The organism is Burkholderia sp. S171 (assembly GCF_009766085.1).
Classification (GTDB): Bacteria; Pseudomonadota; Gammaproteobacteria; order Burkholderiales; family Burkholderiaceae; genus Caballeronia.
Map to the genome: position 1 here is coordinate 1 of NZ_LMUF01000018.1, position 26110 is coordinate 26110.

At 58.8% G+C, this 26110-nt stretch carries 24 protein-coding genes and 1 pseudogene; 15 read left to right on the plus strand and 10 right to left on the minus strand.

Annotated features, from left to right (window positions below; genetic code table 11):
* The first annotated feature begins 228 nt into the window (after positions 1-228).
* The 3 genes and pseudogenes from GSQ93_RS10825 to GSQ93_RS10835 all read left to right on the plus strand — a co-directional run bounded on the left by GSQ93_RS10825 (position 229) and on the right by GSQ93_RS10835 (position 2004).
* Positions 229-399, plus strand: a complete 171-nt coding sequence (locus GSQ93_RS10825; RefSeq protein ID WP_257026768.1) for a transposase — start codon at positions 229-231, stop codon at positions 397-399.
* A 4-nt stretch (positions 400-403) separates the two neighbouring features.
* A pseudogene (locus tag GSQ93_RS10830) lies at positions 404-685 on the plus strand (LysE family translocator); the annotation flags it as partial.
* Between the two features lie 287 nt (positions 686-972).
* Positions 973-2004: a phosphotransferase enzyme family protein gene (locus GSQ93_RS10835; RefSeq protein WP_158935651.1), complete on the plus strand. Its 1032-nt coding sequence runs from the start codon at positions 973-975 to the stop codon at positions 2002-2004.
* Positions 2005-2177: 173 nt separating this feature from the next.
* Here GSQ93_RS10835 and GSQ93_RS10840 read toward each other — a convergent pair whose 3' ends face one another.
* Positions 2178-3317, minus strand: coding sequence for an acyltransferase (locus GSQ93_RS10840; RefSeq protein WP_158935652.1), 1140 nt, complete (start codon positions 3315-3317; stop codon positions 2178-2180).
* A 281-nt stretch (positions 3318-3598) separates the two neighbouring features.
* Between GSQ93_RS10840 and GSQ93_RS10845 the strand changes: the two genes are divergently transcribed.
* Complete coding sequence (locus GSQ93_RS10845; protein ID WP_158935653.1) at positions 3599-3889, plus strand: hypothetical protein; 291 nt, start codon at positions 3599-3601, stop codon at positions 3887-3889.
* 199 nt (positions 3890-4088) lie between these two features.
* Positions 4089-4910, plus strand: coding sequence for a class D beta-lactamase (gene blaOXA / locus GSQ93_RS10850; RefSeq protein ID WP_158935654.1), 822 nt, complete (start codon positions 4089-4091; stop codon positions 4908-4910).
* Positions 4911-5239: 329 nt separating this feature from the next.
* Here blaOXA and GSQ93_RS10855 read toward each other — a convergent pair whose 3' ends face one another.
* Both GSQ93_RS10855 and GSQ93_RS10860 read right to left on the minus strand, forming a co-directional pair.
* Positions 5240-5695, minus strand: a complete 456-nt coding sequence (locus GSQ93_RS10855; protein ID WP_158935655.1) for a phage tail protein — start codon at positions 5693-5695, stop codon at positions 5240-5242.
* A 25-nt stretch (positions 5696-5720) separates the two neighbouring features.
* Positions 5721-7352 carry a phage tail sheath C-terminal domain-containing protein gene (locus GSQ93_RS10860; protein ID WP_158935656.1) on the minus strand — a complete coding sequence of 544 codons (1632 nt, stop codon included), beginning with the start codon at positions 7350-7352 and terminating at the stop codon, positions 5721-5723.
* Positions 7353-7681: 329 nt separating this feature from the next.
* Here GSQ93_RS10860 and GSQ93_RS37775 point away from each other — a divergent pair, with 329 nt between their 5' ends.
* The 10 genes from GSQ93_RS37775 to GSQ93_RS10910 all read left to right on the plus strand — a co-directional run bounded on the left by GSQ93_RS37775 (position 7682) and on the right by GSQ93_RS10910 (position 17343).
* On the plus strand, positions 7682-7960 hold the full coding sequence (locus GSQ93_RS37775) for a hypothetical protein (RefSeq protein WP_216857616.1): 279 nt from the start codon (positions 7682-7684) through the stop codon (positions 7958-7960).
* Between the two features lie 468 nt (positions 7961-8428).
* A complete protein-coding gene (locus GSQ93_RS10870) occupies positions 8429-9580 on the plus strand; it encodes an acyltransferase (RefSeq protein WP_158935657.1) in 1152 nt (383 codons plus the stop codon).
* Positions 9581-9985: 405 nt separating this feature from the next.
* Positions 9986-11083, plus strand: a complete 1098-nt coding sequence (locus tag GSQ93_RS10875; RefSeq protein ID WP_158935658.1) for a BMP family ABC transporter substrate-binding protein — start codon at positions 9986-9988, stop codon at positions 11081-11083.
* A 34-nt stretch (positions 11084-11117) separates the two neighbouring features.
* Positions 11118-12233 (plus strand): ABC transporter permease, encoded by a 1116-nt coding sequence (locus tag GSQ93_RS10880; RefSeq protein ID WP_158935659.1) that lies wholly within the window; start codon positions 11118-11120, stop codon positions 12231-12233.
* On the plus strand, positions 12226-13152 hold the full coding sequence (locus tag GSQ93_RS10885) for an ABC transporter permease (protein WP_158935660.1): 927 nt from the start codon (positions 12226-12228) through the stop codon (positions 13150-13152). Before GSQ93_RS10880 ends, GSQ93_RS10885 begins: the two co-directional genes overlap by 8 nt.
* Positions 13153-13188: 36 nt before the next feature.
* Positions 13189-13881 carry a cysteine hydrolase family protein gene (locus tag GSQ93_RS10890; protein WP_158935661.1) on the plus strand — a complete coding sequence of 231 codons (693 nt, stop codon included), beginning with the start codon at positions 13189-13191 and terminating at the stop codon, positions 13879-13881.
* Between the two features lie 2 nt (positions 13882-13883).
* A complete protein-coding gene (locus GSQ93_RS10895; RefSeq protein ID WP_158935662.1) occupies positions 13884-15494 on the plus strand; it encodes an ABC transporter ATP-binding protein in 1611 nt (536 codons plus the stop codon).
* Between the two features lie 25 nt (positions 15495-15519).
* Complete coding sequence (locus GSQ93_RS10900) at positions 15520-16179, plus strand: cysteine hydrolase family protein (protein WP_158935663.1); 660 nt, start codon at positions 15520-15522, stop codon at positions 16177-16179.
* Positions 16180-16193: 14 nt separating this feature from the next.
* A complete protein-coding gene (gene hpxZ / locus GSQ93_RS10905) occupies positions 16194-16580 on the plus strand; it encodes an oxalurate catabolism protein HpxZ (protein ID WP_158935664.1) in 387 nt (128 codons plus the stop codon).
* A 31-nt stretch (positions 16581-16611) separates the two neighbouring features.
* The gene (locus tag GSQ93_RS10910; protein ID WP_158935665.1) at positions 16612-17343 is read left to right on the plus strand and encodes a GntR family transcriptional regulator; all 732 of its coding nucleotides are present in this window, start codon (positions 16612-16614) and stop codon (positions 17341-17343) included.
* Positions 17344-17408: 65 nt separating this feature from the next.
* Here GSQ93_RS10910 and GSQ93_RS10915 read toward each other — a convergent pair whose 3' ends face one another.
* From GSQ93_RS10915 to GSQ93_RS10945, 7 genes are all read right to left on the minus strand, one after another.
* Positions 17409-18509, minus strand: coding sequence for a porin (locus GSQ93_RS10915; protein ID WP_158935666.1), 1101 nt, complete (start codon positions 18507-18509; stop codon positions 17409-17411).
* 142 nt (positions 18510-18651) lie between these two features.
* Positions 18652-20580, minus strand: coding sequence for a CocE/NonD family hydrolase (locus tag GSQ93_RS10920; RefSeq protein ID WP_158935667.1), 1929 nt, complete (start codon positions 20578-20580; stop codon positions 18652-18654).
* 2 nt (positions 20581-20582) lie between these two features.
* Entirely contained in the window at positions 20583-22154 is a 1572-nt protein-coding gene (locus GSQ93_RS10925) for an ABC transporter substrate-binding protein (protein ID WP_158935668.1), read from the minus strand.
* On the minus strand, positions 22151-23164 hold the full coding sequence (locus GSQ93_RS10930) for an ABC transporter ATP-binding protein (RefSeq protein ID WP_158935669.1): 1014 nt from the start codon (positions 23162-23164) through the stop codon (positions 22151-22153). The genes GSQ93_RS10925 and GSQ93_RS10930 overlap by 4 nt, the downstream gene beginning before the upstream one ends.
* On the minus strand, positions 23161-24147 hold the full coding sequence (locus GSQ93_RS10935; RefSeq protein ID WP_158935670.1) for an ABC transporter ATP-binding protein: 987 nt from the start codon (positions 24145-24147) through the stop codon (positions 23161-23163). The genes GSQ93_RS10930 and GSQ93_RS10935 overlap by 4 nt, the downstream gene beginning before the upstream one ends.
* Before the next feature lie 8 nt (positions 24148-24155).
* Positions 24156-25070: an ABC transporter permease gene (locus GSQ93_RS10940; protein ID WP_158935671.1), complete on the minus strand. Its 915-nt coding sequence runs from the start codon at positions 25068-25070 to the stop codon at positions 24156-24158.
* A 1-nt stretch (position 25071) separates the two neighbouring features.
* Entirely contained in the window at positions 25072-26043 is a 972-nt protein-coding gene (locus GSQ93_RS10945; RefSeq protein ID WP_158935672.1) for an ABC transporter permease, read from the minus strand.
* Positions 26044-26110: the final 67 nt, after the last annotated feature.

A 26110-nucleotide genomic window follows, 5' to 3' on the forward strand; every position in this document is an offset into this window, starting at 1 on the left:
GAGCGCTGAACCAAGCAGCCCGTATAAAAGATTCGTCTCGCGAAAATTGCGATAGAACAGCCAGCCAAGCACACCTATACCCAATGCGATGGCCACCACGCATCGGTGACCACGTAACTCTATGTTCGGATCGCTAAACGTTCAGCCAACCTCGCGAAATTCCGCAGCCCACCTATCAACCAAACAGGACGACTTTACGTCAATTTTTTCTAAAGCATTGATTTTCAAATAAACTATTTGCCGCCCTACAGTCCCGAGCTGAACCTGATTGAAATCGTCTGGAAGCACGCCAAGTATCACTGGCGACGTTTCATCACCTGGACGAAGGAAACCATCGATGCTGAAATCGCGAAGCTGCTCGCCGGCTATGGCTCAGAATTTGAAATCCGTTTCGCCTGAACACTTAAAGGGCACGCTTAGTAGCATTCTCAACCCCAAAGCGCTTCTGTTTTGCTCTGTGTTATTGCCGCAGTTCGTGCTTCCGCAAGCGGGTTCGATGGGGTGGCAAATTGCAGAATTGGGGATAGTGTTAGTCGCACTCGGCGTTATTTTCGATGTGTCATTAGCACTTTGCGCCGTCAGCTTATCAAGATGGCTGCGCAAACATCCTCATGCGCAAGCCTTGCAACGGTGGACATTCTCCGCCGTACTGCTAGCGTTTGCGGTTCGGCTATCGACGGACTAACGGAGTGCCTAAACTTCTTGAAGACATTTAAATTGCGGCCTTTGAAGCAATCTCTGCAAATGGCCGTTACTAATAAACTGACGGTCTGTTTAGGGTCGACTTCTGCCCGACATGGCCCCGATCAATGGCGGCTCACTCCACAAGTTCAACGTCGGACCGGGCCCGGCCAGTTTGAGTCATTCAGGGCGGGGCTCTGACTCGTTAACAATCGAGGCGACTTTCGACGATTGCTTGTTGAAAGCAAACGCACGCACAATACTCGGTCAGACCAGATCGGGAGCGTATGTATGGCAGAACTTGGGTTCACACCCTCCAAGCCACTTCGCGCCGCGTATTCGACAATAGACGGAAACGACCTCCGCGATTTCATCGCGTCGGCATATCCGTTTGACTCACCGTTCGAATGCAGCTTGCTTAGAAGAGGGTTCAACGATGTCTATCTTCTTCGCTTTGCCGATGGCAGCAGCAAGGTAGCTCGCCTCAGCTCCCGTCGAGCGGGGGGGAAATCAAACGTCGCTTACGAAACCTCACTGCTTTACCATCTAAAGGCAGCAGGCGGCGATGTGGCGGCGCCGCTTCCTACAAACACGGGCGCGCTCAGTATCGAAGTCGATGCAGCGGAAGGCCACCGTTCACTCGTCGTGTTCGAGTTCTTGGCAGGCGATCCTCCCGGTACTGACCTTCAGCACACGAAAACGATGGCTGCCAGCCTCGCTACTCTGCATCGTTTAGCGCGAAGTTATAGCGGGCCGGCAAGTCATTACGTCCTAGATCTTCAACATCTAGTTAGTCGGCCTTTACAACGGCTTTTGCATCACGCATCGATGGACGAGGTTCTTTCCGAACGCCTAAGGGACATAGCCTCGAATCTAATCGTAAAGATCGAAGCAACGACGCAACTGACAATGGTCTTCTGCCACGGTGACTGCCATGGCGGAAACACGTTCATGACAAGCTCTTCGGACGGTCGCCGCGTTGGTTCGTTTTTCGACTTCGATGACGGAGGCCCCGGTTACCTTGCATACGATCTCGCGGTTTATCTCTGGGCTATGTTGTTGAACAGCAAGGACTTGGAGCAAAGCTCAGAGCAGAGTGAACGATGGAAGAGCTTCGTCGATGGCTATCGCGAGGTGTCGCCACTGTCTCCGAGTGATTGTTCGGCGATAGCGCTATTTGTATCCGCGCGGCATTTTTGGTTTTTGGGCGAGTATGCGAGCCGCAGCGACGAATGGGGTTCCGCAGTGCTTCCGCCAAAATGGCTGCAAAAACAGGCGGACAAGCTCGAGCAGTGGAGCGCACTCGAAACCCCTTTGTGCTGAAATCTACACTTGAATGCCCTGCGCTCAACGGCCAATACCGGGCTTTTCGAACGACGTTCAGGGTCGGATAGCGCCGAGCGCCGTCAGGAAGGGTCCGGCCACATTCGGCCATTCGCGGTTGATGTCTAGATCGCTGACACCCGATGCAACTGATGGGAACCCGCGTCGTGGTGTCAAAGGCGAGCGCCGTCCGGAACTCGCGCCGAGGCGCGAAGCCACTTCCGCTTAACGAAGCGATCGAGCGGCGTCGCATAGCCTCGCGCGATCAGTGTGCTCACAGCAGCCGACAGCACCAGAAAAACGCCGAGTAACAGCAGTTTCTCATTACCGTGCGTCGCCGATGGTGGATACAGCGTGCGAAGCCCGCCGAGCACAACGAGATGGAACAGATAAAGCTCGTAGCTGAGTTTGCCACTCCAGCGTAGCGGCGCCAGCAGGCGAGCGCTTCCGGGAGCACTGCTGGCATGCGCGTTGATCAGCAGCACGGCCGTGCCGAGTGCGATGCCGGTCACGCCGAAGACGTGGCTTTGCGCGATGGGCCACGCAAGATAAAGAACTGTCATTCCGGTGACCGTCAGCCATTGCGTGGTGCGCATCGCGACTGCGCGCCACAAAGGCCGGTCGGCCAGCAGCGCTGTACAGCAGCCGATCGCGATTCCGTCGAAGCACGCGAAGTACGCGTAGAGAAAGCCGCCTTCGTCGCTAGAATGTGTCGCCCGATATAACGGGCCAATCGCGACGACGAACGCCCAGAACGCGAGCAGTCGCCCATCGCGGCGCAGCGCGATGCAAAGCAGTGGAAACGACAGGTAGAACACCTCTTCGACCGACAGCGACCACAGCACGCCGAGCGCGTAGTTGACCCAGCCGTATGAGCCGATCAGCACGTTCATCCAAAAAGTCAACGACGCGAAATTGACGAGCCAGAACGACACAGGCACGCCAAGCGGCGCATGATTGCTGAATATCGGCACGCTGGCCGCCGCAAGCCCGTTGACGAGGACGAGCAACAGGAGCAGGCACGGCATAATGCGCGCGATGCGCGACACATAAAAAGTTCGCGCATCGATTGCACCGAGATAGCCCGATCGGCGCCGTGCGTTTGACGTGATCAGGTAGCCCGAGATGACGAAGAACATCGTGACGCCATAGTTGCCGTTCCGGACGACGGCATGCATGGCGTCCCAGCCGAATGCGTGCGCGACGGCCGTATCGCGCAGTACGTACGCTATGTTGAAGTGATGCAGCAAAACGAGCAGGATCGACACGCCGCGCAGCGTGTCGATCCGCAGATTGCGGGGGCCCGGGCTCACGGTCTCTGTCCCGGCGTCGCGTCTGCGGACGTGGGTAGCGCCTGCAGAAACGCGTCACGCCAGCGGATAGTTGCCTCAGCAGACCCAACCGTATCGTGGGTCCGGGTGCGACCACACAGGGATGCTCGACGGGACTGTCTACATCGTCGACAATTGATTTTCATTTCGCAGACGATATCGCACCCATGTTGAGAATAAAAGTATTTGTCGCGGCTCTATGCACAGTTCTGTTCGTGGGCAGCGCAGCTTCGGAACAGCCACAGAGGCCACCAGGACCGGTAATGATGGTCCATTTCGATTACTACCCCAAGGACCGGGCGCGAATTCGGGTTTTGGAACAGCGGCTGGAAAGTGCGATAAAACGTGCGGGTGTTGGCGAACTCGGTGAGACGGAGTTTCACATCGACGGTAATGACGGGTATTTGTATATGTACGGTCCCGATCCCGATCGACTGTATATGGTGGCGGGACCAATCCTGAAATCGTCCAAACTGATGGCCGATGCCGAGGTGACGAAGCACTATGGAACCCGCGCCGAAACGTTTGTAATACACCGAGATGGCGTCCGGTAACGCTTCGCCTTTCGAGCGGTCAACGGGAATCACATATCGAATCTCCTAGCTGGCCTACCACACACCGATCAATCATGACGGTTCGCTAACGGAACGTTGTCGAGCCATCGTGGGGCGAATTGCGCCGGTCGCCGTCGGCCCTAGCTCTAATGAGGCGAGAGATAACTCGTCTACCTATGTCAACCAGAAAAGAGACGTGATGAAACATCGAATGCTTCTGGTCGCTGCGATTGCAAGCCTTGCCACTTCGGTCAATGCGCACACAATATGCACAGTCGTCACCGATCCGGGCAGCGGCAAAATACTGGTGGAACAGGGGAACTGTTCTATACGCACGACGCCAGCATCAACCTTCAAGATTGCTATCAGCCTGATGGGATACGATTCAGGGTTTCTGAAAGACACCCACACCCCGACACTTCAGTTTCAGAAAGGTTACCCAGATTGGGGCGGCGTAGCATGGAAGCAACCAACCGATCCGACTAGCTGGATCAAATATTCGGTAGTCTGGTTCTCTCAGCAGGTAACGAAATCGCTAGGCATGGATCGCTTTGCAGGCTATGCGAAGAAATTTGATTTTGGTAACGCGGACGTGGCAGGCGACAGGCGTCACCCCGACGGATTGACTCATGCATGGATCGACTCATCGCTTCAAATTAGTCCGCTGGAGCAGGTAGCCTTTCTGACCAAATTAGTGAATCACAAGTTGCCTGCAAGCGAGCATGCCTTCGCGATGACCGAGCAGATAACGGAGGTCACTCAGCTTTCCGACGGGTGGGACGTCCATGGAAAAACCGGCACCGGGTTCCCCGCCAACGCTGACGGGTCAGACGACAGGACGCGCGGCTGGGGATGGTTCGTTGGATGGGCGCGGCGTGACGGTAAGACTCTTGTGTTCGCGAGACTGATACAGGACGATGGTACGGGACCGCAGAAAACGCCCGTCGGATTGCGGGCTCGCGACGCGTTTCTGTCCGAATTTCACAGCCAGATCGCGTCTCTTGCGTCCTCAAAAAGCTGAAATCGTCCGTGCGACGAGCATCCGCTTCATGTGGCAACGCACGTCGATCTCATTAGGCGCAGAGACGTTCGAACCTGCCACCTAGATGAACCTCGCTGCCAGTTGCGATGCCTTCGACTGATGGCCGTTACTCGGTCCACGTCTGGTCGGGCGCCTCAGTTAATTTGAATGTCCGCTTCGCGGAAAGTTGACCGTCCCTTGTGGGTCGGGAGCACGCATTCGCTGACAGTGAGACCTGACATTCGCCGCCATCGGTGCAGGAACGGCAGGAAAGCGACCTATATCCCCCTCTCCGACGTCGCCACCCCAATGTCACCAAAAACCGATGCTCAGCCGGTCTTGATCGTCATGCCTTCGTGCGCAATCTCAAGGGTTTCAACCGCCGCTTCGTTCCCATCTGATTTCAGATCGACGCCCGTGATTTTAGTCGGCCACGCGTTCAGCAGCGTCCACACCATGCTGGCGTTGCCTTTTTCGTCGAGCAACCTGATCACCACCGGCACCTGCTTGATGGTGTTCATTTCGATTTGCGAATACCAGTCCCAGAACTTTTCATCCTGGACGAAAACGCCCTTCTTCAACGTAACATTCCCCACCTTCCTGATTCCCGGCATCTTCGCGGTCGAAAACTGTTTGCTGTCGTCAGCACGATATTCGATGACCTGCGTCTCGGCGTCGAGTCCCGATACTTCCTGAAACGTCAGGTTCTGCTGGTCGCCGATATCCACCGAAAAGTAGAATTGGGGTAACGGCCCGATGCTCTGGTCTTGTGTTTCGCCCGCCATAGTCAGTTATCCTTGTCAGTTTTAATCAGGAAGTCTGCATCTGTTGCTGGAACGTCAGTTCGATGAATTCAGCCGGGTGGGAAAGTGCCACCTTGATCGCCACTCGCATATAACCATCGAGAATGTCCTGGGCGGTCATTGTTGTACCGAGCCCAACGCTTATGCTGTATGCGTCCTGCGGTTTCGATCCTATCAAAGCGCCTTCACGCCACTGGTTGAGAAGGAAATTCGAAATCATGTTTTCGACCGAGACCCAGGTGGTCGACACGTTGGGCGCGAATACGTACGTCATCACGGCAGCCTTGATCGACTGCTCCAGCATGATCATCGTCCGGCGCACGTTAATGTAGCGCGAGTCGTCGCTGTTGCCGTCTAGCGTACGTGCGCCCCATATGACAAGGCCGCGACCCGGAATGGTGCGGATCGCATTCACCGCACGCCCGTCCTGCGGTACGTTCAGGTCTTCCTGATCTTCCGCGGAAATCTCCACTGCTGGTGTCACTGCCTGGTTGATGCTGGTATTAGCGGGCGCTACGAACACGCCTTGAGTGCTGTCCACTCGCGCGTACACGCCGGCGATCGCGCCACATGGCGGCAACACGTTCGCGCGTTTAAGCATGTCGGCGCAAATGCGTTGGTAGACGGGACTCAGGCCGCGCAATTGATCGTGAATGCGGGTGACGGCCGCTGCGGCATTGATCGCGTTGGCTTGCATGTTGCCCTTGTCGTCTGGCAATGGATTGCCGTCGCTATCGGTCAGCGGTTTGCCGGTGGCATCGTTGACCTGCAAGGACAGCGCGGCGTATAACTCCCGCATCATCTTCAGTTGCGACGCACTTGGCGGCGGGTTCAGCGTGGCTAATTCTTCATTCAGCGCCTGACGCAGCGCGACCAGCGAATCGCTGTTCAGATTGGCGTAGGTCACCTTGCCGCTATCGACGACGTCGAAGTTCAGCCACGGATAGTACGCGGCGCCGTAATTCAGGAAGTCCGTGCCGATCAGATTCCGCAAGCCCGTCTTGGTGCCCGAGATCACATCGGTGTCCGATGCATGCGTGCGCGACTGGTCGCCGTTGAAAATGTCGATCAACGCCATGCGGCTTTGCATATACCCGCAATGGGCCAACGCCGCGGTCCAGAACCCATAGCAAGACGATGCGCTGTCGAGCAGCACCGTGTCGGGCGCTACCAGCAGCGTGACGTCGAGTACTTTCTCCAATGCATCGAATGGCGACACGATGGCTGGATTAACCGGGTCCGGTGCGGGCATGAAATCGGCGGCCCTCTTGCCGTTCAGGATCGCGTCGGCATAGTTGCCGATGGAAATCACATATGCCGGGCCACCGCCGTTGGCGAAATACAGGGCAACCGCATAGTACAGAAAGAAGCGGCCGGCCGGATCCTGCGCAACGATGTATTGCGTCTTGTCCACGCTTTGTGCCAGCGTGAAGGCTGCTTGGCACGGGCCGCCGAAAATCCTCACGTAGTCGGCCAGCGACCCGATGTAGGTGGGTACATAGTGTTTGGATTCGCTGCCGCCGCGCGCCGTTTCGGTGTAGCCGATAAATGCTGGAACTGCGGTAGGAACCTCTACCACGGCATTCGGGAACGCGTTCTCTTCGACGATATATACGCCAGGTGTTTTGACTTGCGGCATGCTTCCTCAGGTTCAGATTGCCCGATCGCCGATGCGGCGCTTCGTGTTCTGCGGCTTCCGTAAGCGGGCCGAAGGGGGCAGCAAAACTTCCACGCGGGCTACGGCAACCGGTGCGATGATTCGCAGAAAATCACCCTATCATCCGTGACGCCGCTCGCGTGACGACAGATCGATTTTGCGCTGCCGGGTCAGCAGCACCGCCATCCATTTTGACAAGAGCGGGTCGCATGCTGCGGGCCCGTTAATGTTCCGATCGAGCGAAGCTCGTCGAGAGCAGCATTCGCTGACGGACCACAATCGAACTCCCATTATCCCTGTGGGAGTTTGTCATGCAAACCGAACAAACCCGTGGAGAGGGGAACAACGGCAAGCTGGTCGACCAGAAGCCACCGCTGAAACTCGAAGATGTCTGGGCTATCCGGATTGATCTCCAGAACGCTCATGCTGTTCGTGATTTTTCGCCCTGTTCAAACTTGCAATCGACACTCCTGAACGCTCAACCGAGGCTTTGTCCACACGCTCCCATCCGATCCCAAGCGCGAATCAAGGACAGCACTCCGATAAAACAGGAATCAAACACACGAAAAAATGATCTTCGATTCCTGTGACCGAGCCGCAGACTTTCAAGTCAACGAAAGCCAGACCAATACCACTTCCCGCAACATCACACTGGCAGCGACGCATTGTTGATCTGCCGGTCCGTACGTTGCGCCTGCCGGTAGACCGCGCGCATCAGGACAGCGCTTGTGCCTCCGACGTCGGCACGAGCCGCCCCTTGGTACGTTCAAACAGACGCAATCCGCGTCTCGAGCGAGACCATCCAGGCGGCCCGAGTCTTGGCTTCGATCACCAACACTTACCCGTACAGCTACCTAAAACACGCTGGCAAAAACTACAGATGTCCCATCGGCGTTCATCGGCAAGAATGAAAAAAAGTATTAGAAAGTAATACAGCCGTATTCGTCTATCTAATCGGCCATTAAACTTTCCTTTACCAATTAATTAATTTGGTAGAACGTATCAACCGAACATTGTCGTCACTCACCTATAACCACCATTGCAAAGGTATTTATCGGATGAATGAAACAAGTCATTTTTGCGGCCGCTATTATCCCCAGCTAGATGCTCTGCGCGGCATCGCTGCCCTGATGGTCGTCATTAATCACTTCGTATTGGTCGGCCCGCTCTGGTGGATACCCAGGTCGCCGTTGCGCGTGCTGGCGCTCGGCCATGAAGCGGTCATCTTATTCTTCATACTTAGCGGTTTTGTCCTGACACTCCAGCTAATATCGGACCGCCGCATTACGTATCGCGACTTCGTGATCAAGCGGATTTGCCGGATTTACCTGCCATATCTCGCCGTATTGTTTATCGCTTTTTCGGCCATTACTCTGATCAAGATAGAGCCTGTTGAATGGGCCGGTTCATGGTTCAACCATGTATGGACCGGATCATTCTCTGGCGGGGAAATACTGGATCATTTGTTATTCATCGGACAATATAAAGCCAATCGTGTGCTTCCAGTTATTTGGTCACTGATTTACGAAATGCGTATCTCATTGATGATGCCGCTAGTCGTATATTGCGTCAGCCGCTTTTCCGCGCGTAGTTGCCTGGCTGTGGCGTTGTGCATTTCACTGGTTTCTTTCGCTTTTGCGATGGGCAGAAATACGGGCAAGAGCAGCAGCCCAAGCTTCACGGGCGACTGGGCGATGACGGCGCACTACCTGGGGATGTTCATCGTCGGCGCGACGCTGGCTTTCCACCGCATGGGCTGGCAACGATGGCTCTTGCAGGGCAATCGAACCCGGCTTGTTCTCGCCGCTTCAATCACGCTCTATTTCCTGTCGCGCTCGGTGATGTCAATTTCGTCGGGGGTCGTAGGCCAATACATTTTCGACTGGTGTGTCGCGGCGGGCGCTGCGGGGCTTGTCTGTACGGCAATCGTATCCAGGCGCTTCACGTTGGTGCTGGCAAAAGGTCCGATCGTATTCCTGGGCAAGATCTCTTACAGCCTCTATCTGACTCATACTGTCGTTCTCCTTACGGTAATCCATCTGATGCCTGCTTCGGGTTCGGCATGGCATTCGATCGTGATAGCGGCGGTGCTTGTCATTCCCGTTGCTGCCGTAACTCACTTCCTGGTCGAGCGGCCGTCGATTTTTCTAGGGAAGTTCCTGACAGCGCGAAGCGCTCTCGCGTCCTCGCGCGCGAACCAGGCGTCCTGAAAGGGGCATCTTCAGGATCACCTTTGATGCGCGGCGCCGAGGGCGCCGCTTTTGTGCGTGCACGACGCTCAACGGTGCACCGCGCACCAGCAGCTAAATCACCGGGCACTCAATAAGCCGTCGTGGGAAGCCCGCGTGATGGCCGCAGAGCCTTGTGCCACGAGGCACAACAGCCATAAACGCGAACAGCCCTTACTCCTGGCATAGCTCCTGCATTAATGAATTCCATCTTGTATGCAAGACGGAATTCATGTCCAAGCTCACTGATCCATTCGACCCGTCCACGCATCGCGGCTCATTTAGCTGCGCTTTCGGCGCGACCGGCACGCCGGCTTTCGGCGCTGGATCACTTACCTCCACAGTCTTCAGAACCGCTCAATAACCGCTAACCAGGAGTCGAATGACATGACTAGCCGCCGCACTTTTATCAAAGACGCGAGCCTGTTGGCACTCGCGACCATGGCCCCGTTCCGGTCGGTGTTCGCTGCGGGCAACACAACGGTCGGCGTGATCTATGTGGGTGCGCGCGGCGACTATGGCTACAACCAGGCGCAGGCGTCGGCGGCGGCAATCATCAAGAAGCTGCCCAACGTCAAGGTCGTGGAAGAAGAGAACGTGCCCGAGACCATAGCGGTCCAGAAGACCATGGAAGCGATGATCGAACAGGACGGCGCCACGCTTGTTTTCGCGACCTCGTTCGGATACTTCGATCCGCATGTGCTCAAGATGGCCGCCAAGTATCCGAACGTCCGGTTCGCGCATTGCGGTGGTTTATGGAAGCAGGGCAATCCGCCGAACATCGCGAGCTATTTTGGTTATATCGATGAATGCCAGTACCTGAACGGCGTGGTGGCGGGCCACATGAGCAAGAGCAGGAAGCTCGGCTTCGTGGCGGCCAAGCCGATCCCGCAGGTGCTGCGCAATATCAACTCGTTCACGCTCGGCGCGCAGTCCGTCGATCCGGCCATCACCACGCAGGTTATTTTCACCGGCGACTGGTCGATGCCGGTGAAGGAAGCGGAAGCGACCAACAGTCTCGTCGACCAGGGTTGCGATGTCATCACTTGTCACGTCGATGGCCCGAAGGTGGTGGTGGAAACGGCGGAGAAGCGCGGCGTGATGAGTTGCGGTTATCACGCAAGCCAGGCGGCTCTCGCGCCCAAAGGTTATCTCACTGGCGCCGAGTGGGACTGGGCGACGCCCTACAAGGCACTTGTCGCCGATGCGCAGGCCGGCAAGCCCCAGCCCAACGTGCTGCGCGGCGGTCTCAAGGAAGGTTTCGTCAAGATGTCGCCGTACGGCGCGAAGGTCACGCCCGACGCGAAGAAGGCGGCGGACACGATCAAGGGCAGCATGATGGCGGGCGACTTCGTGATCTTCAAGGGGCCGGTGAAGGACAACAAAGGCGGTGTGGCGATCGCCTCCGGAACAAGTCACGTACAGACCGACTACACGCTTGAGAGCATGAATTATCTCGTGGTGGGTGTGGCCGGCCAGATCTGATGATTAGTCATGCTGATCTCCTGAAGGAGTCGTGATGCGTCCTCATGCCCAGACTGCCCGCGTATTGCTCGCCTTGTTGCCGGCGATCCCGACGGTGCTTGCGCTTGTCGGAACCCTCGTGCTGTTTTCGTTATTCCTGCTGGTGCAGGGTCAACCGGTTCTGGATGCCGTCGGCCTGATTTTCCAGGGCGCGTTCGGCTCGTCGTTTGCCTGGCAAAGCACCTTGCTGCGCGCTTCGCCGCTGATGCTGACGGCGCTGTGCGTCGCGTTGCCCGCGCAGGTCGGATTGGTCGTGATTGGCGGCGAGGGTGCGCTGGCGCTGGGTGGCATGTGCGCGGCCATCGTTCCGGAGATGCTTCCGGCCAGCACGCCATGGCTGATCGCCACGCCGTTGATGGCGATCGCGGGCATGCTGGCGGGCGCGCTTTGGATTGGTGCGGTGGGCGCGCTGCGGCAATGGCGAGGGGTCAACGAGACCATTAGCAGCCTGTTGATGGCGTATATCGCCATTGCGCTGTTCAAGCACCTGGTCGAAGGGCCGCTGCGCGACCCGGCAAGTCTCAACAAGCCCTCTACGCTCCCCGTCCCGCCATCGATGATGATCGGGTCACTCCCGGGTCTCGAAGTCCACTGGGGCCTCTTCTGGGGCGTCCTTGCGTGCATCGGCGCGTGGGTCTTCGTCAAGTACAGCACCAAGGGCTTTGCGATGCGCGTAGTCGGCGGCAGCAATCGCGCGGCGCGACTGGTCGGCTTGCCGGTGAACCTGCTTGCGCTGGCCGCCTGCGCGCTCGGCGGCGCGGCGGCGGGCCTTGCCGGCATGTTCGAAGTCGCAGCGGTGCAGGGCAGCGCGAACGCGTCGTTGCTCGCCGGGTACGGATACGCGGGCATTCTTGTCGCCTTCGCCGCCCGCCAGAACCCGCTCGCGATCATTGTGTGCGCGCTGATGATCGGCGGGATCGAAGCGAGCGGCAGTCTGCTGCAACGCCGGCTCGATCTTCCCGATGCCACCACGCTTGTGCTGCAAGGTCTGTTGTTCGCGAACCTGCTGGCATGGGAAGCGCTGGGCGGGAGGATCGCCGCGTGGCGCGTGCAACTGCAGGCCGCCGCACTCACCGACATCAACTTGCCGATGGAGCAGACCCATGCCTGACGCACATTCGCCCTTCGTGATCCTGCTGCTGTCCCTCTTCGCCGGCGCGATCCCCGTCAGCACGCCTTATCTGTTCGTGAGTTTGGGTGAATGCCTGACCGAGAAGGGCGGGCGGGTCAATCTCGGGCTCGAGGGTATTCTCGTCTCGGGTGCGATGAGCGGCTATGCCGCTTCGTTCCTGACCGGCTCGCCATGGGCCGGGGTGCTCGCGGCCGGGCTGGTCGGCTTGCTGCTCGGATGCTTGCACGGGCTCGTGTGTTCGCTGCCCCGGGTGTCGGACATCGCGTTCGGTATCGCGCTCATGTTGCTCGGGACCGGACTGGCGTTTTATCTGGGCAAGCCGTTTATTGAACCGCAGGCGCCGGGTCTTCAATCATTCGATCTCGGCACCTGGACGAGTTCTCCGCAGTTGCACAACGCGCTGCATATCAACCCGCTGTTCGTGATTGGCGTGGTGCTGGCGTTCGTATTGCAATGGGGGCTGCGCACTACGCGCTGGGGCATGACCTTGCGTCTGGTCGGCGATCATGCCGAGACCGCCCGCGCGATGGGTTATCCGCTCACGCGAATTCGCATTGCGGCGACAGCGGTGGGTGGCTTTTTCGCGGGGATCGGCGGGGCGTATCTGTCGCTTGTTTATCCGGGTAGCTGGAACGAAGGGCTTTCCAGCGGGCAGGGATTGATGGCCGTCGCGCTGGTTATTTTTGCGCGTTGGCAGCCGTTGCGATGCCTGTGGGCCGCGTTGCTTTTCGGCGCAGCGGGAGCGCTCGGGCCTGCGTTGCAATCGATTGGCGTGACGAGCGGTTATTACTTGTATAACGCCGCGCCCTACGTGCTCACGCTCGCCATCATGATTATCAATTGCCGTCCGGACCGGACGCTTGCCGGCGCACCGGGCGAGCTGAGTCTGACACGCTGAACGACCTGCTTACCCCTCCTCAAGGCGGCCACGACCATGAACCGATTCATTGAAGCTTCTCCGTACCCCTGGCCCTTCGATGGCAACCTGCGCCCGGATAACACAGCGCTTGTCGTGATCGACATGCAGACGGATTTCTGCGGCCACGGCGGTTACGTCGACAAGATGGGATATGACTTGTCGCTGACCCGCGCGCCGATCGAGCCGATCAAGCGCGTGATGGCCATGATGCGCGAGCAGGGTTTTACGATCATTCATACGCGCGAAGGGCATCGGCCGGATTTGTCGGACCTGCCGGCGAACAAGCGTTGGCGCAGCCGCCGCGCGGGTACTGAAGGCGTGGGCATTGGCGACGACGGCCCGTGCGGCCGTATCCTCGTACGGGGTGAACCGGGCTGGGAAATCATCAATGAACTGGCACCGCTGCCAGGCGAGATCGTGATCGACAAACCCGGCAAGGGCTCGTTCTGTGCGACCGATCTCGAGTTGATCCTGCGTACGCGGGGCATCGTGAACCTGGTGTTGACCGGGATCACTACGGACGTCTGCGTCCACACCACCATGCGCGAAGCGAACGACCGCGGCTTCGAATGCACGGTCCTCGCGGACTGCTGCGGTGCGACCGACCCCGCCAATCATCAGGCGGCTCTGCACATGATCACGATGCAAGGCGGCGTGTTCGGCGCGGTCTCCGATTCGAGCGCGCTCCTGACCACGCTCGGCGGTTGATCATGTCGGCTCCTCAGCATGCGTTAGAGGTGGAAGTGCACAACGCCGGCAAGTCGTTCGGTGCATTTCGCGCGCTGGATAACGTGTCCATCAAGGTTCGGCCGGGCACGGTACACGCGCTGCTCGGTGAAAATGGTGCGGGCAAAAGTACCCTCGTGAAAGGGCTGGTAGGTTACGGTCTGCTCGACGAAGGCCAGATCTCAGCCGATGGCCGTGAGGTTCACATCGCTTCGCCGCGCGATGCACAAGCGCTGGGTATCGGCATGGTGTACCAGCATTTCACGCTGGCGTCGGGGTTGTCGGTGGAGGAGAACCTGCTGCTTGCACGCGGGAGTTTGCCCTGGAAAATCGACTGGACAGCGGAACGCGAAGCACTGAATGCGTTCATGCAGCGGATGCCGTTTCGGTTGCCGCTCGATGCGCCGGTATCCGGTTTAGCGGCAGGGGAAAAGCAGAAGCTCGAAATTCTCAAGCAGTTGTATCTCAGGCAGCGTTTCCTGATCCTCGATGAACCGACTTCCGTGCTGACGCCGCAAGAGGCGGATGAAGTGCTCGGCCTGATGCGCGACCTGACAACGCGCGGCGAGTTGACCGTGCTGATGATCACGCACAAGTTCCGCGAAGTGATGGCGTATGCCGACGACGTGACCGTCCTGCGCAAGGGCAGGCAGGTGGGGACGAGCGCGGTATCGGCGACCAGCCGCGATGCGCTTGCCGGTTTGATGATGGGCGCCGCTGAGACGCGCGACACCGCGGTCATGGACGCGGTCAATGCCGAACGGGTCGCGCGCAAACCGGTGGACCCGGCGGCGCGTATACGCCTTGCCATGAGGAACATATCTATCGACGATGATCGCGGCCATGCGGCGGTCAAGGGTGCGTCGCTTCAAGTTCGATCGGGTGAAATACTTGGGATCGCGGGCGTATCGGGGAATGGGCAGAAGGAGATGGTCGAGGGGTTGGTCGGGCAACGCCGCGTGAAGACGGGCGAGATGGAGATAGCGGGTGACGCATACCACGCCACACGCGAGGAAATGACGCAGCGGCGTGTGTTCGCCATCCCTGAAGAACCGCTTAAAAACGCGTGCGTGGCGAACATGAGCGTCGCGCAAAACCTGGCTCTCCGCGACTTCGACCGCACGCCATTGCGTCGCGGCGGCTGGCGTCTCGACAGGCGTGCGATGCGGGACCGCGCCGCGCATCTCATCGCCGATTTCAACGTCCGTCCGCCGTTACCCGAACGCGCCATCGGCACGCTCTCGGGTGGCAACGTCCAGCGTGCGGTACTTGCCCGCGAGCTAGGTCAACCGGTCGATGTGCTGATCGTGGCGAACCCCGTGTTCGGTCTCGACTTCGCATCGGTGGCGGATATTCATGCACGCATCATGGCGGCGCGCGATGCCGGTGCGGCGGTCCTGCTCGTGAGCGAAGACCTGGATGAACTGCTGGAACTGGCGGACCGGATAGTCGTGATCGCGGAGGGGGAACTCGTGTACGAGACGCCGGCTGCGAGTGCCGACCGAGCGACGCTGGGCCACTACATGGCGGGACAGGGTGACTCGGCGACGCACGTGGCTCCAATTGCCGAAGCCTTGAAAGAGGTGATCGAATGAGACTGCACCGTTGCGGGGACCCGCTATGACGATCACGATACCGGCGCTACCCGGACCCTTTACATTCGATCCATCGACAACCGCGCTCGTCATCATCGACATGCAGCGGGACTTCATCGAGCCCGGCGGTTTTGGAGAATCGCTGGGCAATGATGTATCGCTGCTTGCGCAGATTGTCCCGACTGTCTCCGCGCTGCTGGCCTTGGCACGGGAAAGCGGGTGGTTCGTAGTCCATACGCGCGAATCGCATGCAGCGGATCTGTCGGACTGTCCACCGGCCAAGCGCCTTCGCGGCGCACCCAATGCACGTATTGGAGACGAAGGGCCGATGGGCCGCATCCTGATTCGCGGCGAACCCGGCAATGCGATCGTCGATGCACTTGCTCCAACCGAAGGCGAGCTTGTCATCGATAAACCCGGCAAGGGCGCGTTCTATGCGACGTTGTTGACTCAGGAACTAGAGGCGCGGCATATCACGCATCTGGTTTTCGCTGGCGTCACGACAGAGGTGTGCGTGCAGACCTCGATGCGCGAAGCGAACGACCGCGGTTACGACTGCCTGCTTGTCGAGGACGCGACCGCCAGCTATTTTCCGGCGTTCAAGCAGGCGACGCTAGAGATGGTGCGGTCGCAAGGCGGGATTGTTGGATGGACCGCGCCCCTGTCATCTTTTACCGCTGCATGAGGGACTTGCCGACGATGGACATCAACCTGCCGGAAGTCATTGCCGAGGTGTGCGCGGCGTTCGTCGAGTATGAACGCGCGCTCGTGGCAAACGATATCGAAACAATGAACGCGCTGTTCTGGGACGCCCCAGAGACGGTGCGTTATGGCATTGCTGAAATCCAGCATGGCGGCGAGGTCATTCGACAATGGCGTGAAACGTGCGCACCCGTGCCCGCTTCACGCATGCTGCATAGGACCGTGGTCACCACATTCGGCCGCGACTTCGCGACCGTCAGCACCGAATTCACCAGTGACGCGACGCCGTTGATCGGACGCCAGATGCAGACCTGGGCGCGTCTCGGTCCTGCCGATGGTTTCAAAATTGTCGCCGCGCACGTAAGCCTGATTCCCAAGCCTTGAAAGGCCGATAATAAGAACAAAGGGGAACCGTATGCCGGAAGACATCATTGAAACAGGAGTCGAAGCGATCGAGCCGAACGCCGCGAATCCGCTTGCCGAGCAGGTCTATCAGCGGCTGAAAAGCGATATCTTCAACTTCCGGTTGTTTCCGGGTGATCGCTTTTCCGAAAACGGGATTGCGCAGTTCTACGGCGTATCGCGCACGCCGATGCGTGACGGCTTGTTCCGGCTGCAACGCGAGGGTTATCTGGAGGTCGGTTTCCGACGCGGATGGAAAGTTGCACGCATTGACTTCGACCAGATGGATCAGCTCTACGACCTGCGTATCGTGCTTGAACTGGCCGCGCTTGAACGGCTGACATCGGGAAGCGAAGGGGCGCGTGAAGCTATTGATGCACTTAAGGCAATCTGGTGCGTCGACCCGGAAGCGCGTGAAGACGATCCGGTGAAGATGTTCGGTATGGACGAAAATTTTCATCGGCAGATCGTGGCTGCGACTGGCAACGCGGAGATGGTGCGCGTTCATAACGACGTCACCGAGCGCATACGTATTGTGCGGCGGCTCGATTTTTTGAAGCCTCACCGGACCAGCGCAACCTATGACGAGCACTCGACCATGCTGCATCTTATCGAGCGCAACCGGCTCACCGAGGCGACTATCTTGCTGCGGGCTCATATCACGCAGAGCAAGCTGGAAGTCCGCAAGATCACCGTTTCGATGCTGGATGCCGCACGCGATGTGAAGCTGCCGTTCGTGTCTTAGCTATGTCGGGCAAAGGTAAATAAAAGCGCCACTGCGCGAAACAGTGGCGCATGCCAACAAGGTTTTTAGAATTTCTGCCGAATGCCTGTTACGGCCAGAAACTGCGTGTGGCTGCTCGACGCGCCCGATGTCCCTTCAATCGCCGCGACCGCACCGCTCGCGCGCTGATAGATCAGATCAATATACACATCAGTCCGCTTCGACAAAAAGTACTGCAAAGCGCTCGTGGTCTGCCAATAGTGCCAGCTCGCGGGCTTGGCGTTCGCGGTGACTTCGGTATACGTCTCGCCTAGCGCCGCCCTGAGGGCGGGGGTGAACTGATAACGAATACTTGCTTCCGCGTTCTGGAACGTCTGGTGTTGCGTAGTCGGTGTCAGGTCGAACGTCGTGCTCGTGTACATTAACCCGAGGCTCGCCTTACCAAAATCATAAAGACCGCCCGCACCGTAGATCTGCTGCTTCGTCACACCCTTGATGAAAGTAAAGTAGTTATCCGAAGGAATTGCGCCCGTTGTATCAACCGCCGGATTGTCGATACGAACATACGCCGCGCCAAGACGCCACGGACCACCCGCATAGGACGCGCCCACACTGTACGAACGGCTCATTGCGAAGTTGCCGGCGTTATTGCTGAAGCCATACATGGAGTTGAGCTGCAAGCCATGGAAATTCGGCGTGACGTACTTCACGGAGTTATCGGTGCGGAACGTGTTGTTCAGGTCGTCGGTATCGAACGGGTGCGTGCCGTATTGCGAGGTATCCGCCGAGACCTGCAACGGCTCAAGCGAGTCCTGTGCCGCGTTGTACTGGCGCCCGAGTGTCACCGCGCCCCATTTTTCGCTCGACAATCCGACCCATGCCTGACGGCCGAACATGCGACCGTTCGCGCTTGCCGTCCCGGTCTGTAAATTGAAGCCGTTTTCAAGCCGGAAAATTGCTGCGTTGCCGCCGCCCAGATCTTCCTTGCCAAGAAAACCCCAGCGCGATCCCTGTTCGCTCCCGGCCGTTGCCTGGTAATTGCTTTTGCCACCCTGATTACTCGTATAAGTAAATCCGCCATCGACAATGCCATATAACGTCACGGTCGATTGAGCGTGTGCGGTAGTCGCGATAAGGCCGAGTCCTACCGACGCGGCCAATAGCGCTCGCGGAGTGTGCTTGTGCATGATTCTTCCTCTTTAGTTGAGTGCTTTGGGTTTTGCTGCTGGTTTAATGCATGAAAAAATTCGGGCAACAGTTCTCCCCGGCGCCCGATGGAACGGGCGCCGCCAGACTGGCTTCAAGGGCTTACGCGGGCGTGGCTAGCGGTTACTGGTCGGTGAGCGGCGCCAGGCTCCTGATCGCGTTGACAGGCACTATCGGCAGAACGAGATGCGAGGGATGCTCTGTTCCCAGGTGCACGGTATTCACGGCAATTCGCGGTGCCCGCGCCAGAGCCGGTGATTCCCCGCTATTCGGATTGACATCGAAGTGGGGAAAATTACTGCTCGATATATCCAGTCGAATCCGGTGTCCGCGCTTGAATAAATTCGCGGTCGCAAAAGGCTCGATTGTTATTTCATAGATGCGGCCCGATTCGAGAAACACGGGCGCGCTCCACGAATTATGAAAGCGGCAGCGGAAAATACCGTCGGTCAGGTTCATTGCGAAACCTTCCGGATAATCGGCGTTGGGCGGGTACACATCGACCAGCTTCGCGGTGAAATCGGTATCGGGAGAATCCGACGATATCCACAATCTCACGATGACCGGCCCCACGACCGCCATGTCTTCTTCCAGCGGCGGCGTTTCGAATACAACAATGTCATTGCGCGCAGCGAGCGGGACGCCCGGATTGCGTATGCCGAAGAAACGTTCGTCTTCGCGTTGGTCGAACGCGCCGCCATCAAATACCGGCGCGCCTGATGTCAATGCACCACCAATAGTCGGGACGGGGTTCGACGGATCGAACGCGTACGTAACAGATGCATCCGTCTCTTCAGGCGGCTTCTCCGACAGCACACCGCCTTCCCGCAAATAGAAACGCGTGAAGCGCGTGTCGGCCAGCGGCCATTGCGATGACTGGATCCACGCACCGCCATGTTCCATGCGGCCATCGGCATTGCGAGCACCGCTGCCTCCCCCCATCAGGAAGATCCTCGCAACAGGATCGGATTGCTTTACTCCAAACGTAGCGGGCTTCAGCCACCGGTCGAACCATTGCGCGCGAAACGCAAGCCAGTCCTCCGCAATTTGTCCTTCGATCCTGGCGGCGGGTCCAAAATCGACATCGCCGCTGAACGGCACGTTGCGGTCGCCATGCAGCCACGATCCCATGATCAGGTAGGTGGGCGCCGCGACCGGATCGAGCTTCGACATAGCGGCGAAGTTGTCCATGGTCGAGCGCACATATGCGTCGTACCAGCTCGACATCAGGACGGTCGGAACGCGCGCCATGGTGTCATAGAACCCTTCTGCATAGATGCCGGGTTGCTGCCAGAATTCGTCGAATGTTTCGTGCGTCCATTGATCGAACAGATAGCGCTCGTATTCAGGCACGAAGCGCAACGGCGACTGACCCGGCCGCCACGGCATGCGCGAAAACCATTCCCTCAGATCTTGCGCGTCGAGTGCTGCCTTGAGCAATGGATCGTTCAAGACCGCCTGGCTTCCCTTTGCCTGATTCACCGCCCAGGTGGCTTGCTTGAGTTCGAAGGCGCCGCCTTGACGGATGCCGCAGTGATAGCTGTTAGCGAATCCGCCCGAGTCCATCACCATGCACGCTAGGCCCGGCGGGTTCATGCAGGCGGCGGCCATTTGCGTGTGCGCCGCATAAGAAAGACCCATGGTGCCGACGCGGCCTGTCGACCAGTCCTGCTGTGTGATCCATTCGAGCGTGTCATAACCGTCCGGCCCCTCCGACAGATACTTGGTGAACTCGCCCTCCGATGCATGACGTCCGCGACAATCCTGGAACACAACCGCGAAGCCGCGCGCAACGAAATACGCGGCAATATCGCCACGACGCGCGGCCGGCTCGCCCCGGTTGATCTCCGAACGCGATACTTCGCGCTTGCCATAAGGCGTGCGTTCTAGAATGGTCGGCAAGGGCGCGTCGATACCCGGGCGAAAGCCTGCCGGCAGATGAACGTCAGTGGCGAGACGCACGCTATCGCGCATGGGGATCATGAACTCGGTGCACGCTGCGTCCTGTCCGGATGCAGCATCGAATGTATTGTTGCGAACCAAATCGGTCATTTTTATCGGATTCCTACATAAATTGCTGTGGTGTATTCAGCCTTGTTTGGATGAAACGTGACGCCGTTGCGCGCAGCCCAAAAGTTCTCGGGAAAATACAGCGGGACAATGCCAAGATCGCGGAATCCCACTTCTGCCGCTTGCTCAAGCAAGCGCTCGCGCTGCACGGGGTCAAAGCTGGCGCTAGCCGCGGCGAGCGCGTGATCGAGCGCGGGATTCGAGTAGCGGGCGCGATTGAACGCTCCCGTTCCACCGGTTCGCGAATAGGTCGCCAAGACGTTGGAGAGCGCGATGGTGGAGTCACTCGTCGTGTTGCCGAAGCTGAAGATAAAGGCGCTGTAGCTTTGCTTGGCCGCGGCGCCGGCATAGACGTTGTAGGGCTGCGTGACCACGTTCGCGATCCGGATGCCGCCGCGAGCCAGCATTTGTCCGACCGCTTGGGCGACATCGCCATCGGAGGAAAAACGGTCGTTGGATGAATGGATCGTCAGCGTGAATCCTTGGGGGTAGCCCGCTTGCGCAAGCAGTTTTTTCGCTCCCGCGAGATCATAGGTATCGGCTGGCAATGCCGGCGAGTAACCGCCCATTCCCTGCGGCACCATCTGGCCGGCCGGAACGCCCGCGCCGTTCAGCAGGTATTGCGTGATGGCGCTCCGGTCGATCATCTTCGATATAGCCTGCCGCACGCGCAGATCACGCAGCGGATTGCTTCGCAGCGGTTCGCCATCCGGGCCGGTCACGAACGGAGACTGTTGGCGGCTCGTGTCCAGCGCGAGATAGATCAGCCGCGCCGATGGTCCCGAATAAAGCGTCACAGCCGGGTCGCGCTTGAGTCGTGGCACATTGACCGGTGGAACGTTATCGATCAAATCGACGGAACCTGAAAGCAGCGCCGACATGCGCGCGGCGTCGTTGGCGACGAAGCGGACTGTGACCGTGTCGAACGGCGGCTTGGGACCCCAATAATCGTCGTTGCGCACGAGTTCGAGATAATCACCCGGCACCCAGCGTTTTAGTTTGTAAGGACCGGTCCCGACTGCCACAGAGGGCGATACATACTGATTGCTTTGGTGGCCTTCGGCCGCATGCTGCGACACGATGAACAGCATGCCGATCTGTTCGAGAAAGCCGGGCGCGGGGGTCTTCGTATGGATGTGCAGCGTGAGCGGATCGAGCACGTCAATGGACGCAATATTCGCCACGGCGCCGGAGAAGGGCGCGGGGCTGTTCGGCACGCTCGACGCGCGCCTCACCGAGTACACCACGTCTCTCGCGGTGAACGGAGTACCGTCGTGAAAGCGAACGTTGGGGCGCAGTTTGAATTCCCATGTCGTCGGATCTACGACTCGCCACGCCACTGCAAGACCGGGTTGAATTTGCAGATTCTCATCACGAGAGATCAAGCGCTCGAAGATGTTTTCCACTTGCTGATTGTTCTGCGTGCGGGAGAACAGCGGGTCCATCGACGAAGGCTCGGCGGCAACGGCCATGGTCAGCGCGCGTGCACATACGCTCGACGAGACCATGTAAGCAGCAATCAAAACGCACGCGGCGGCAATCCGTAGGCGACTCATTTCGCCTCCGTGAACAGGTGGCAGGCGACCCAGTGATTGCTCGCGGCTTCCGTCAATTCCGGATGCTCGACGCTGCAGCGCGGCATCGCGTGTGGGCAGCGCGGATGAAAATGGCAGCCTTTCGGAGGTGCAAGCGGCGACGGAATCTCGCCCGTGATGGATTCATACGCGCGCTTCCTGTTCGATAAGCGTGGCACCTGATCCAGCAGCGCAACCGTGTACGGATGCAGTGGCTTTGCGTAAAGATCAGCCGTAGGCGCGGTCTCTACGATTCGTCCCAGATACATGATCGCGACCCGATCACTGATATGTTCCACCACCCCAAGATCGTGGCTGATAAAAAGATAGGTCAGTCCAAGATCAGTGCGCAGCCGCATGAACAGGTTGATGATCTGCGCCTGGATCGACACGTCGAGCGCCGCGATTGATTCGTCGCAGATCAGGAAATCGGGCTTTACCGCCAAGGCTCGCCCAATGCTGATGCGCTGGCGTTGCCCACCGGAAAACTGATGCGGATAGCGCTGCCGCACGTCCGGATTCAAGCCAACCCGCTCCATCACATCGACAACGTAATCATCCAGGTCGCGCCGCTTCACCATGCCGTACACAAGCGGCGCCTCACCGATAATTTCGCGCACCCGCTTGCGCGGATTGAGCGATGACATCGGGTCCTGAAAGATCATTTGCGTTCCAAGGCGGTGAGCAAGCTTCCCATGCGAACCGAGAACCGTCGTGCCGGCTCCATTTGCATCGGCCACGTGAATGGTTCCCGACGACGGCGGTACCACGCCCGCCAGCATGCGGCCGAAGGTCGACTTGCCGCAGCCGGATTCACCCACGAGCCCGACCACTTCTCCGCGATGAATCTCGAGATTCACGGTGTCCACTGCATGGACCGTGTGCGACACGGGCTTGGCGCCCAGCATCTGCGCAATGCGCTCCGCATAACTCGAACGCTTCACGAAACGGCGCGACACCTGATCGGCCTTGATAAGAACTTGCGTGCTCATGCTGCAACTCGCTCAACGGGATGAAAACATCGGTGGAGATGGCTCTCGCTCATTTTGAATACCGGCGGCTTTTGTGTCCTGCAGGTATCGGTGGCATACGTGCATCGCGGCGAGAAGGCGCAACCCGCGGGCAACGCAAGCGCCGAAGGGGCGACGCCTGGAACCTGCATCAGCGGTTCGCCGTGCGCCACGTTCTCGGGCACGGAACCGAGCAAGCCGATTGTGTAGGGGTGCTGTGGATGTTCAAGGATCGTATCCACGTCACCCGTTTCAACCACGCGTCCCGCATACATCACGCAGATGCGATCGGCCAGTCCTGCGACTACGGCGAGATCGTGGCTGACCCAGACCATCGCCGTGTTCGAACGCGCGCACAGCTTCTGCATTTGCGCGAGAATTTGCGCCTGGATGGTGACGTCGAGCGCGGTCGTGGGCTCGTCCGCAATGATCAGGTCCGGCTTGTGCAGCATGGCAATCGCGATCGCCACGCGTTGCCGCATGCCGCCCGACAACTGATGCGGATACGCCTTGAGCCGTTCATCGGGCGCGGGAATGCCAACCGCCGCGAGCGCCTCGCGCGCCTGGTCGCGAGCGGCTTGTTTCGACACCGACGCATGCGCGCGCACGGTTTCAATCATCTGCGTATCAATGCGTAGAACGGGATTCAACGTCATCATCGGATCCTGGAAAATCATCGCGATGCGATTTCCCCGTAGTTGCCGCAGCGCTTCCGGACCGTAACTCGTCAGGTCCACGCCCTTGAACAGGACACGTCCACCAACAATCCGTCCCGGCGCATCGATCAACCCGAGGATCGAGAAGCCGGTGATCGATTTCCCCGAACCGGACTCGCCGACAAGGCCGACGATCTCGCCGGGATAGACATCGAAGCTCACGTCGTCAACGGCTTTTGCCACGCCGGCCGCCGTGAAGAAATGGGTCTGCAACTTCTCGACCGATAAAGTTGGAATGACTGGAGACATGAGATTTCCTATTTCTGGAGGCGCGGATTGAGCGCCTCGCGCAAGCCGTCGCCGACCATGTTCATGCTGAAGACGAGCATGACAAGCAGCACGCCGGGGAACACGCTGATCCAGTAGAAGCCGGCAAGCAATTGCTGGTAGCCGTTCGCAATCAGTAATCCAAGAGAGGGTTGCGTCACCGGCAAGCCGATCCCGAGAAAGCTCAAGGTGGCTTCAGCGGAGATGGCGGCTGCGACCTGCACCATCGCAATCACAATGACGGGTGCGAGGCAGTTCGGCAGTAACTGGCTAAAGAGCGCTCGCCGATGACTGAACCCCAGGCACAATGCCGCCTCCATGTACTCCTTTTTGCTCTCGACGGCCGCGACCGCGCGGACGGTGCGGGCGAAGTACGCCCATTGCACGATCACGAGCGCGAGGATCACCTTGCTCACGCCCTGGCCGAGAATGGCGAGCATCATCAACGCAACAAGGATGGTCGGGAAGCCGAGCATGAGGTCGACGGTGCGCATGATCAGCGTGTCGATCCAGCCGCCGAAATACGCGGCTACCAAGCCGAGCGTCGTGCCAACGATCAAGGCAAACGCGCCGCTGGATATCCCCACGCCAAGACTGGTTCGCAGGCCGAACATCATGGCAGCGAACATGTCGCGGCCAAGCGCGTCGCTGCCCAGCAGGAAGAGATGTCCGAGGTGACCGTGAGCGCCGGGAGGCAGCCTGCCATCGACAATATTTAGCGCGGCAAGGTCGTATGGATTCTGCGGCGCGAGCCATGGCGCGAAGATCGCCACGATGATCAGCGCAATGCAGGTCAGCGACGCGAGCGCAACGGCGGGGCGGCCGAACATGCCGCGCAATGCCTGGCCGGCGCGTGTGTCGCGGCTTGTGGTCCAGCGCGGCAGGATGTTCGAAAGCGTGCTCATTTCAGGCACCTCCCAGACGCACGCGCGGATCGAGCAGCGAATAGATGATGTCCACGAGCAGGTTCAGCAGCGTGAACATGGCGACCACGATCAGCAGATACGCCACGACCACGGGACGATCGAGCCGCATGATGCTGTCGATGATCAGCTTGCCCACGCCCGGCCACGCGAAGATGGTTTCGGTCACGGTAGCGAACGCGATCAGCGAGCCGAACTCCATGCCGACCACCGTGACGATCGGGATCATGATGTTCTTCAGCACGTGGACAAAAATGATCCTGCGCTCCCGCAAACCTTTGGCGCGAGCAAATTTTATGTAGTCGAGAGGCAGCGTTTCTCGAACGCCGGCGCGCGTCAGCCGAGTCACGAGCGACATTTTGAACAGCGACAGATTCAGCGCCGGCAGGATCAGGTGAATCAGTCCATCGCGCGTCGCGAGGCTCGTATGGATGCCGAGCAGGGTGCCAAGATGACCCCGTCCTGCCGAGGGCAGCCAGCCCAGTGTCACCGAAAATATCAGCACGAGCATGATGCCCTGCCAGAAGTTCGGCAGGCTGAAGCCGAGGATCGAGCCGCCCATGATCACGCGGTCGACCGGTGAATTGGCCTTCATGCCGGCCAGCAATCCAAGCGGCAGCCCGATCATCAGCGCCATGACGAGCGCTACGACTGCCAGTTCGAGCGTGGCCGGCAGGCGCTCCATGATTAACTGGATCGATGGCTGGTTGAACACGAACGACCGGCCAAGATCGCCATGCAGCGCGTGTTCCACAAACAGCATGTATTGCTTCCACATCGGCTGGTCGAGACCCAGCGAGTGCACTGCTTGCGCTATTTCTGCCGGGCTTGCGTCGGCGGGCACGAGAATCTGGATGGGGTCCCCAATAGCGAAGACCCCGCAGAAAACGAGCACAGAGGTCAGCATCAGGATGCCGGCGCTCTGTACAAACCGATGGATGATGAAACCGATCATTGCGTGACAACCTCTAGCGTTAAGTTCCGCGAATCCTGTGATCTCGCTGGGCGATAAAAGCGTTTCG

Excerpts from the sequence above, each read along its gene's own strand:
- GSQ93_RS10835 (WP_158935651.1), top strand. The coding sequence starts at position 973 with ATGGCAGAACTTGGGTTCACACCCTCCAAGCCACTTCGCGCCGCGTAT.
- GSQ93_RS10845 (WP_158935653.1), top strand. The coding sequence starts at position 3,599 with ATGATGGTCCATTTCGATTACTACCCCAAGGACCGGGCGCGAATTCGG.
- blaOXA (WP_158935654.1), top strand. The coding sequence starts at position 4,089 with ATGAAACATCGAATGCTTCTGGTCGCTGCGATTGCAAGCCTTGCCACT.
- GSQ93_RS10855 (WP_158935655.1), bottom strand. The coding sequence starts at position 5,695 with ATGGCGGGCGAAACACAAGACCAGAGCATCGGGCCGTTACCCCAATTC.
- GSQ93_RS10860 (WP_158935656.1), bottom strand. The coding sequence starts at position 7,352 with ATGCCGCAAGTCAAAACACCTGGCGTATATATCGTCGAAGAGAACGCG.
- GSQ93_RS37775 (WP_216857616.1), top strand. The coding sequence starts at position 7,682 with ATGCAAACCGAACAAACCCGTGGAGAGGGGAACAACGGCAAGCTGGTC.
- GSQ93_RS10870 (WP_158935657.1), top strand. The coding sequence starts at position 8,429 with ATGAATGAAACAAGTCATTTTTGCGGCCGCTATTATCCCCAGCTAGAT.
- GSQ93_RS10875 (WP_158935658.1), top strand. The coding sequence starts at position 9,986 with ATGACTAGCCGCCGCACTTTTATCAAAGACGCGAGCCTGTTGGCACTC.
- GSQ93_RS10880 (WP_158935659.1), top strand. The coding sequence starts at position 11,118 with ATGCGTCCTCATGCCCAGACTGCCCGCGTATTGCTCGCCTTGTTGCCG.
- GSQ93_RS10885 (WP_158935660.1), top strand. The coding sequence starts at position 12,226 with ATGCCTGACGCACATTCGCCCTTCGTGATCCTGCTGCTGTCCCTCTTC.
- GSQ93_RS10890 (WP_158935661.1), top strand. The coding sequence starts at position 13,189 with ATGAACCGATTCATTGAAGCTTCTCCGTACCCCTGGCCCTTCGATGGC.
- GSQ93_RS10895 (WP_158935662.1), top strand. The coding sequence starts at position 13,884 with ATGTCGGCTCCTCAGCATGCGTTAGAGGTGGAAGTGCACAACGCCGGC.
- GSQ93_RS10900 (WP_158935663.1), top strand. The coding sequence starts at position 15,520 with ATGACGATCACGATACCGGCGCTACCCGGACCCTTTACATTCGATCCA.
- hpxZ (WP_158935664.1), top strand. The coding sequence starts at position 16,194 with ATGGACATCAACCTGCCGGAAGTCATTGCCGAGGTGTGCGCGGCGTTC.
- GSQ93_RS10910 (WP_158935665.1), top strand. The coding sequence starts at position 16,612 with ATGCCGGAAGACATCATTGAAACAGGAGTCGAAGCGATCGAGCCGAAC.
- GSQ93_RS10915 (WP_158935666.1), bottom strand. The coding sequence starts at position 18,509 with ATGCACAAGCACACTCCGCGAGCGCTATTGGCCGCGTCGGTAGGACTC.
- GSQ93_RS10920 (WP_158935667.1), bottom strand. The coding sequence starts at position 20,580 with ATGACCGATTTGGTTCGCAACAATACATTCGATGCTGCATCCGGACAG.
- GSQ93_RS10925 (WP_158935668.1), bottom strand. The coding sequence starts at position 22,154 with ATGAGTCGCCTACGGATTGCCGCCGCGTGCGTTTTGATTGCTGCTTAC.
- GSQ93_RS10930 (WP_158935669.1), bottom strand. The coding sequence starts at position 23,164 with ATGAGCACGCAAGTTCTTATCAAGGCCGATCAGGTGTCGCGCCGTTTC.
- GSQ93_RS10935 (WP_158935670.1), bottom strand. The coding sequence starts at position 24,147 with ATGTCTCCAGTCATTCCAACTTTATCGGTCGAGAAGTTGCAGACCCAT.
- GSQ93_RS10940 (WP_158935671.1), bottom strand. The coding sequence starts at position 25,070 with ATGAGCACGCTTTCGAACATCCTGCCGCGCTGGACCACAAGCCGCGAC.
- GSQ93_RS10945 (WP_158935672.1), bottom strand. The coding sequence starts at position 26,043 with ATGATCGGTTTCATCATCCATCGGTTTGTACAGAGCGCCGGCATCCTG.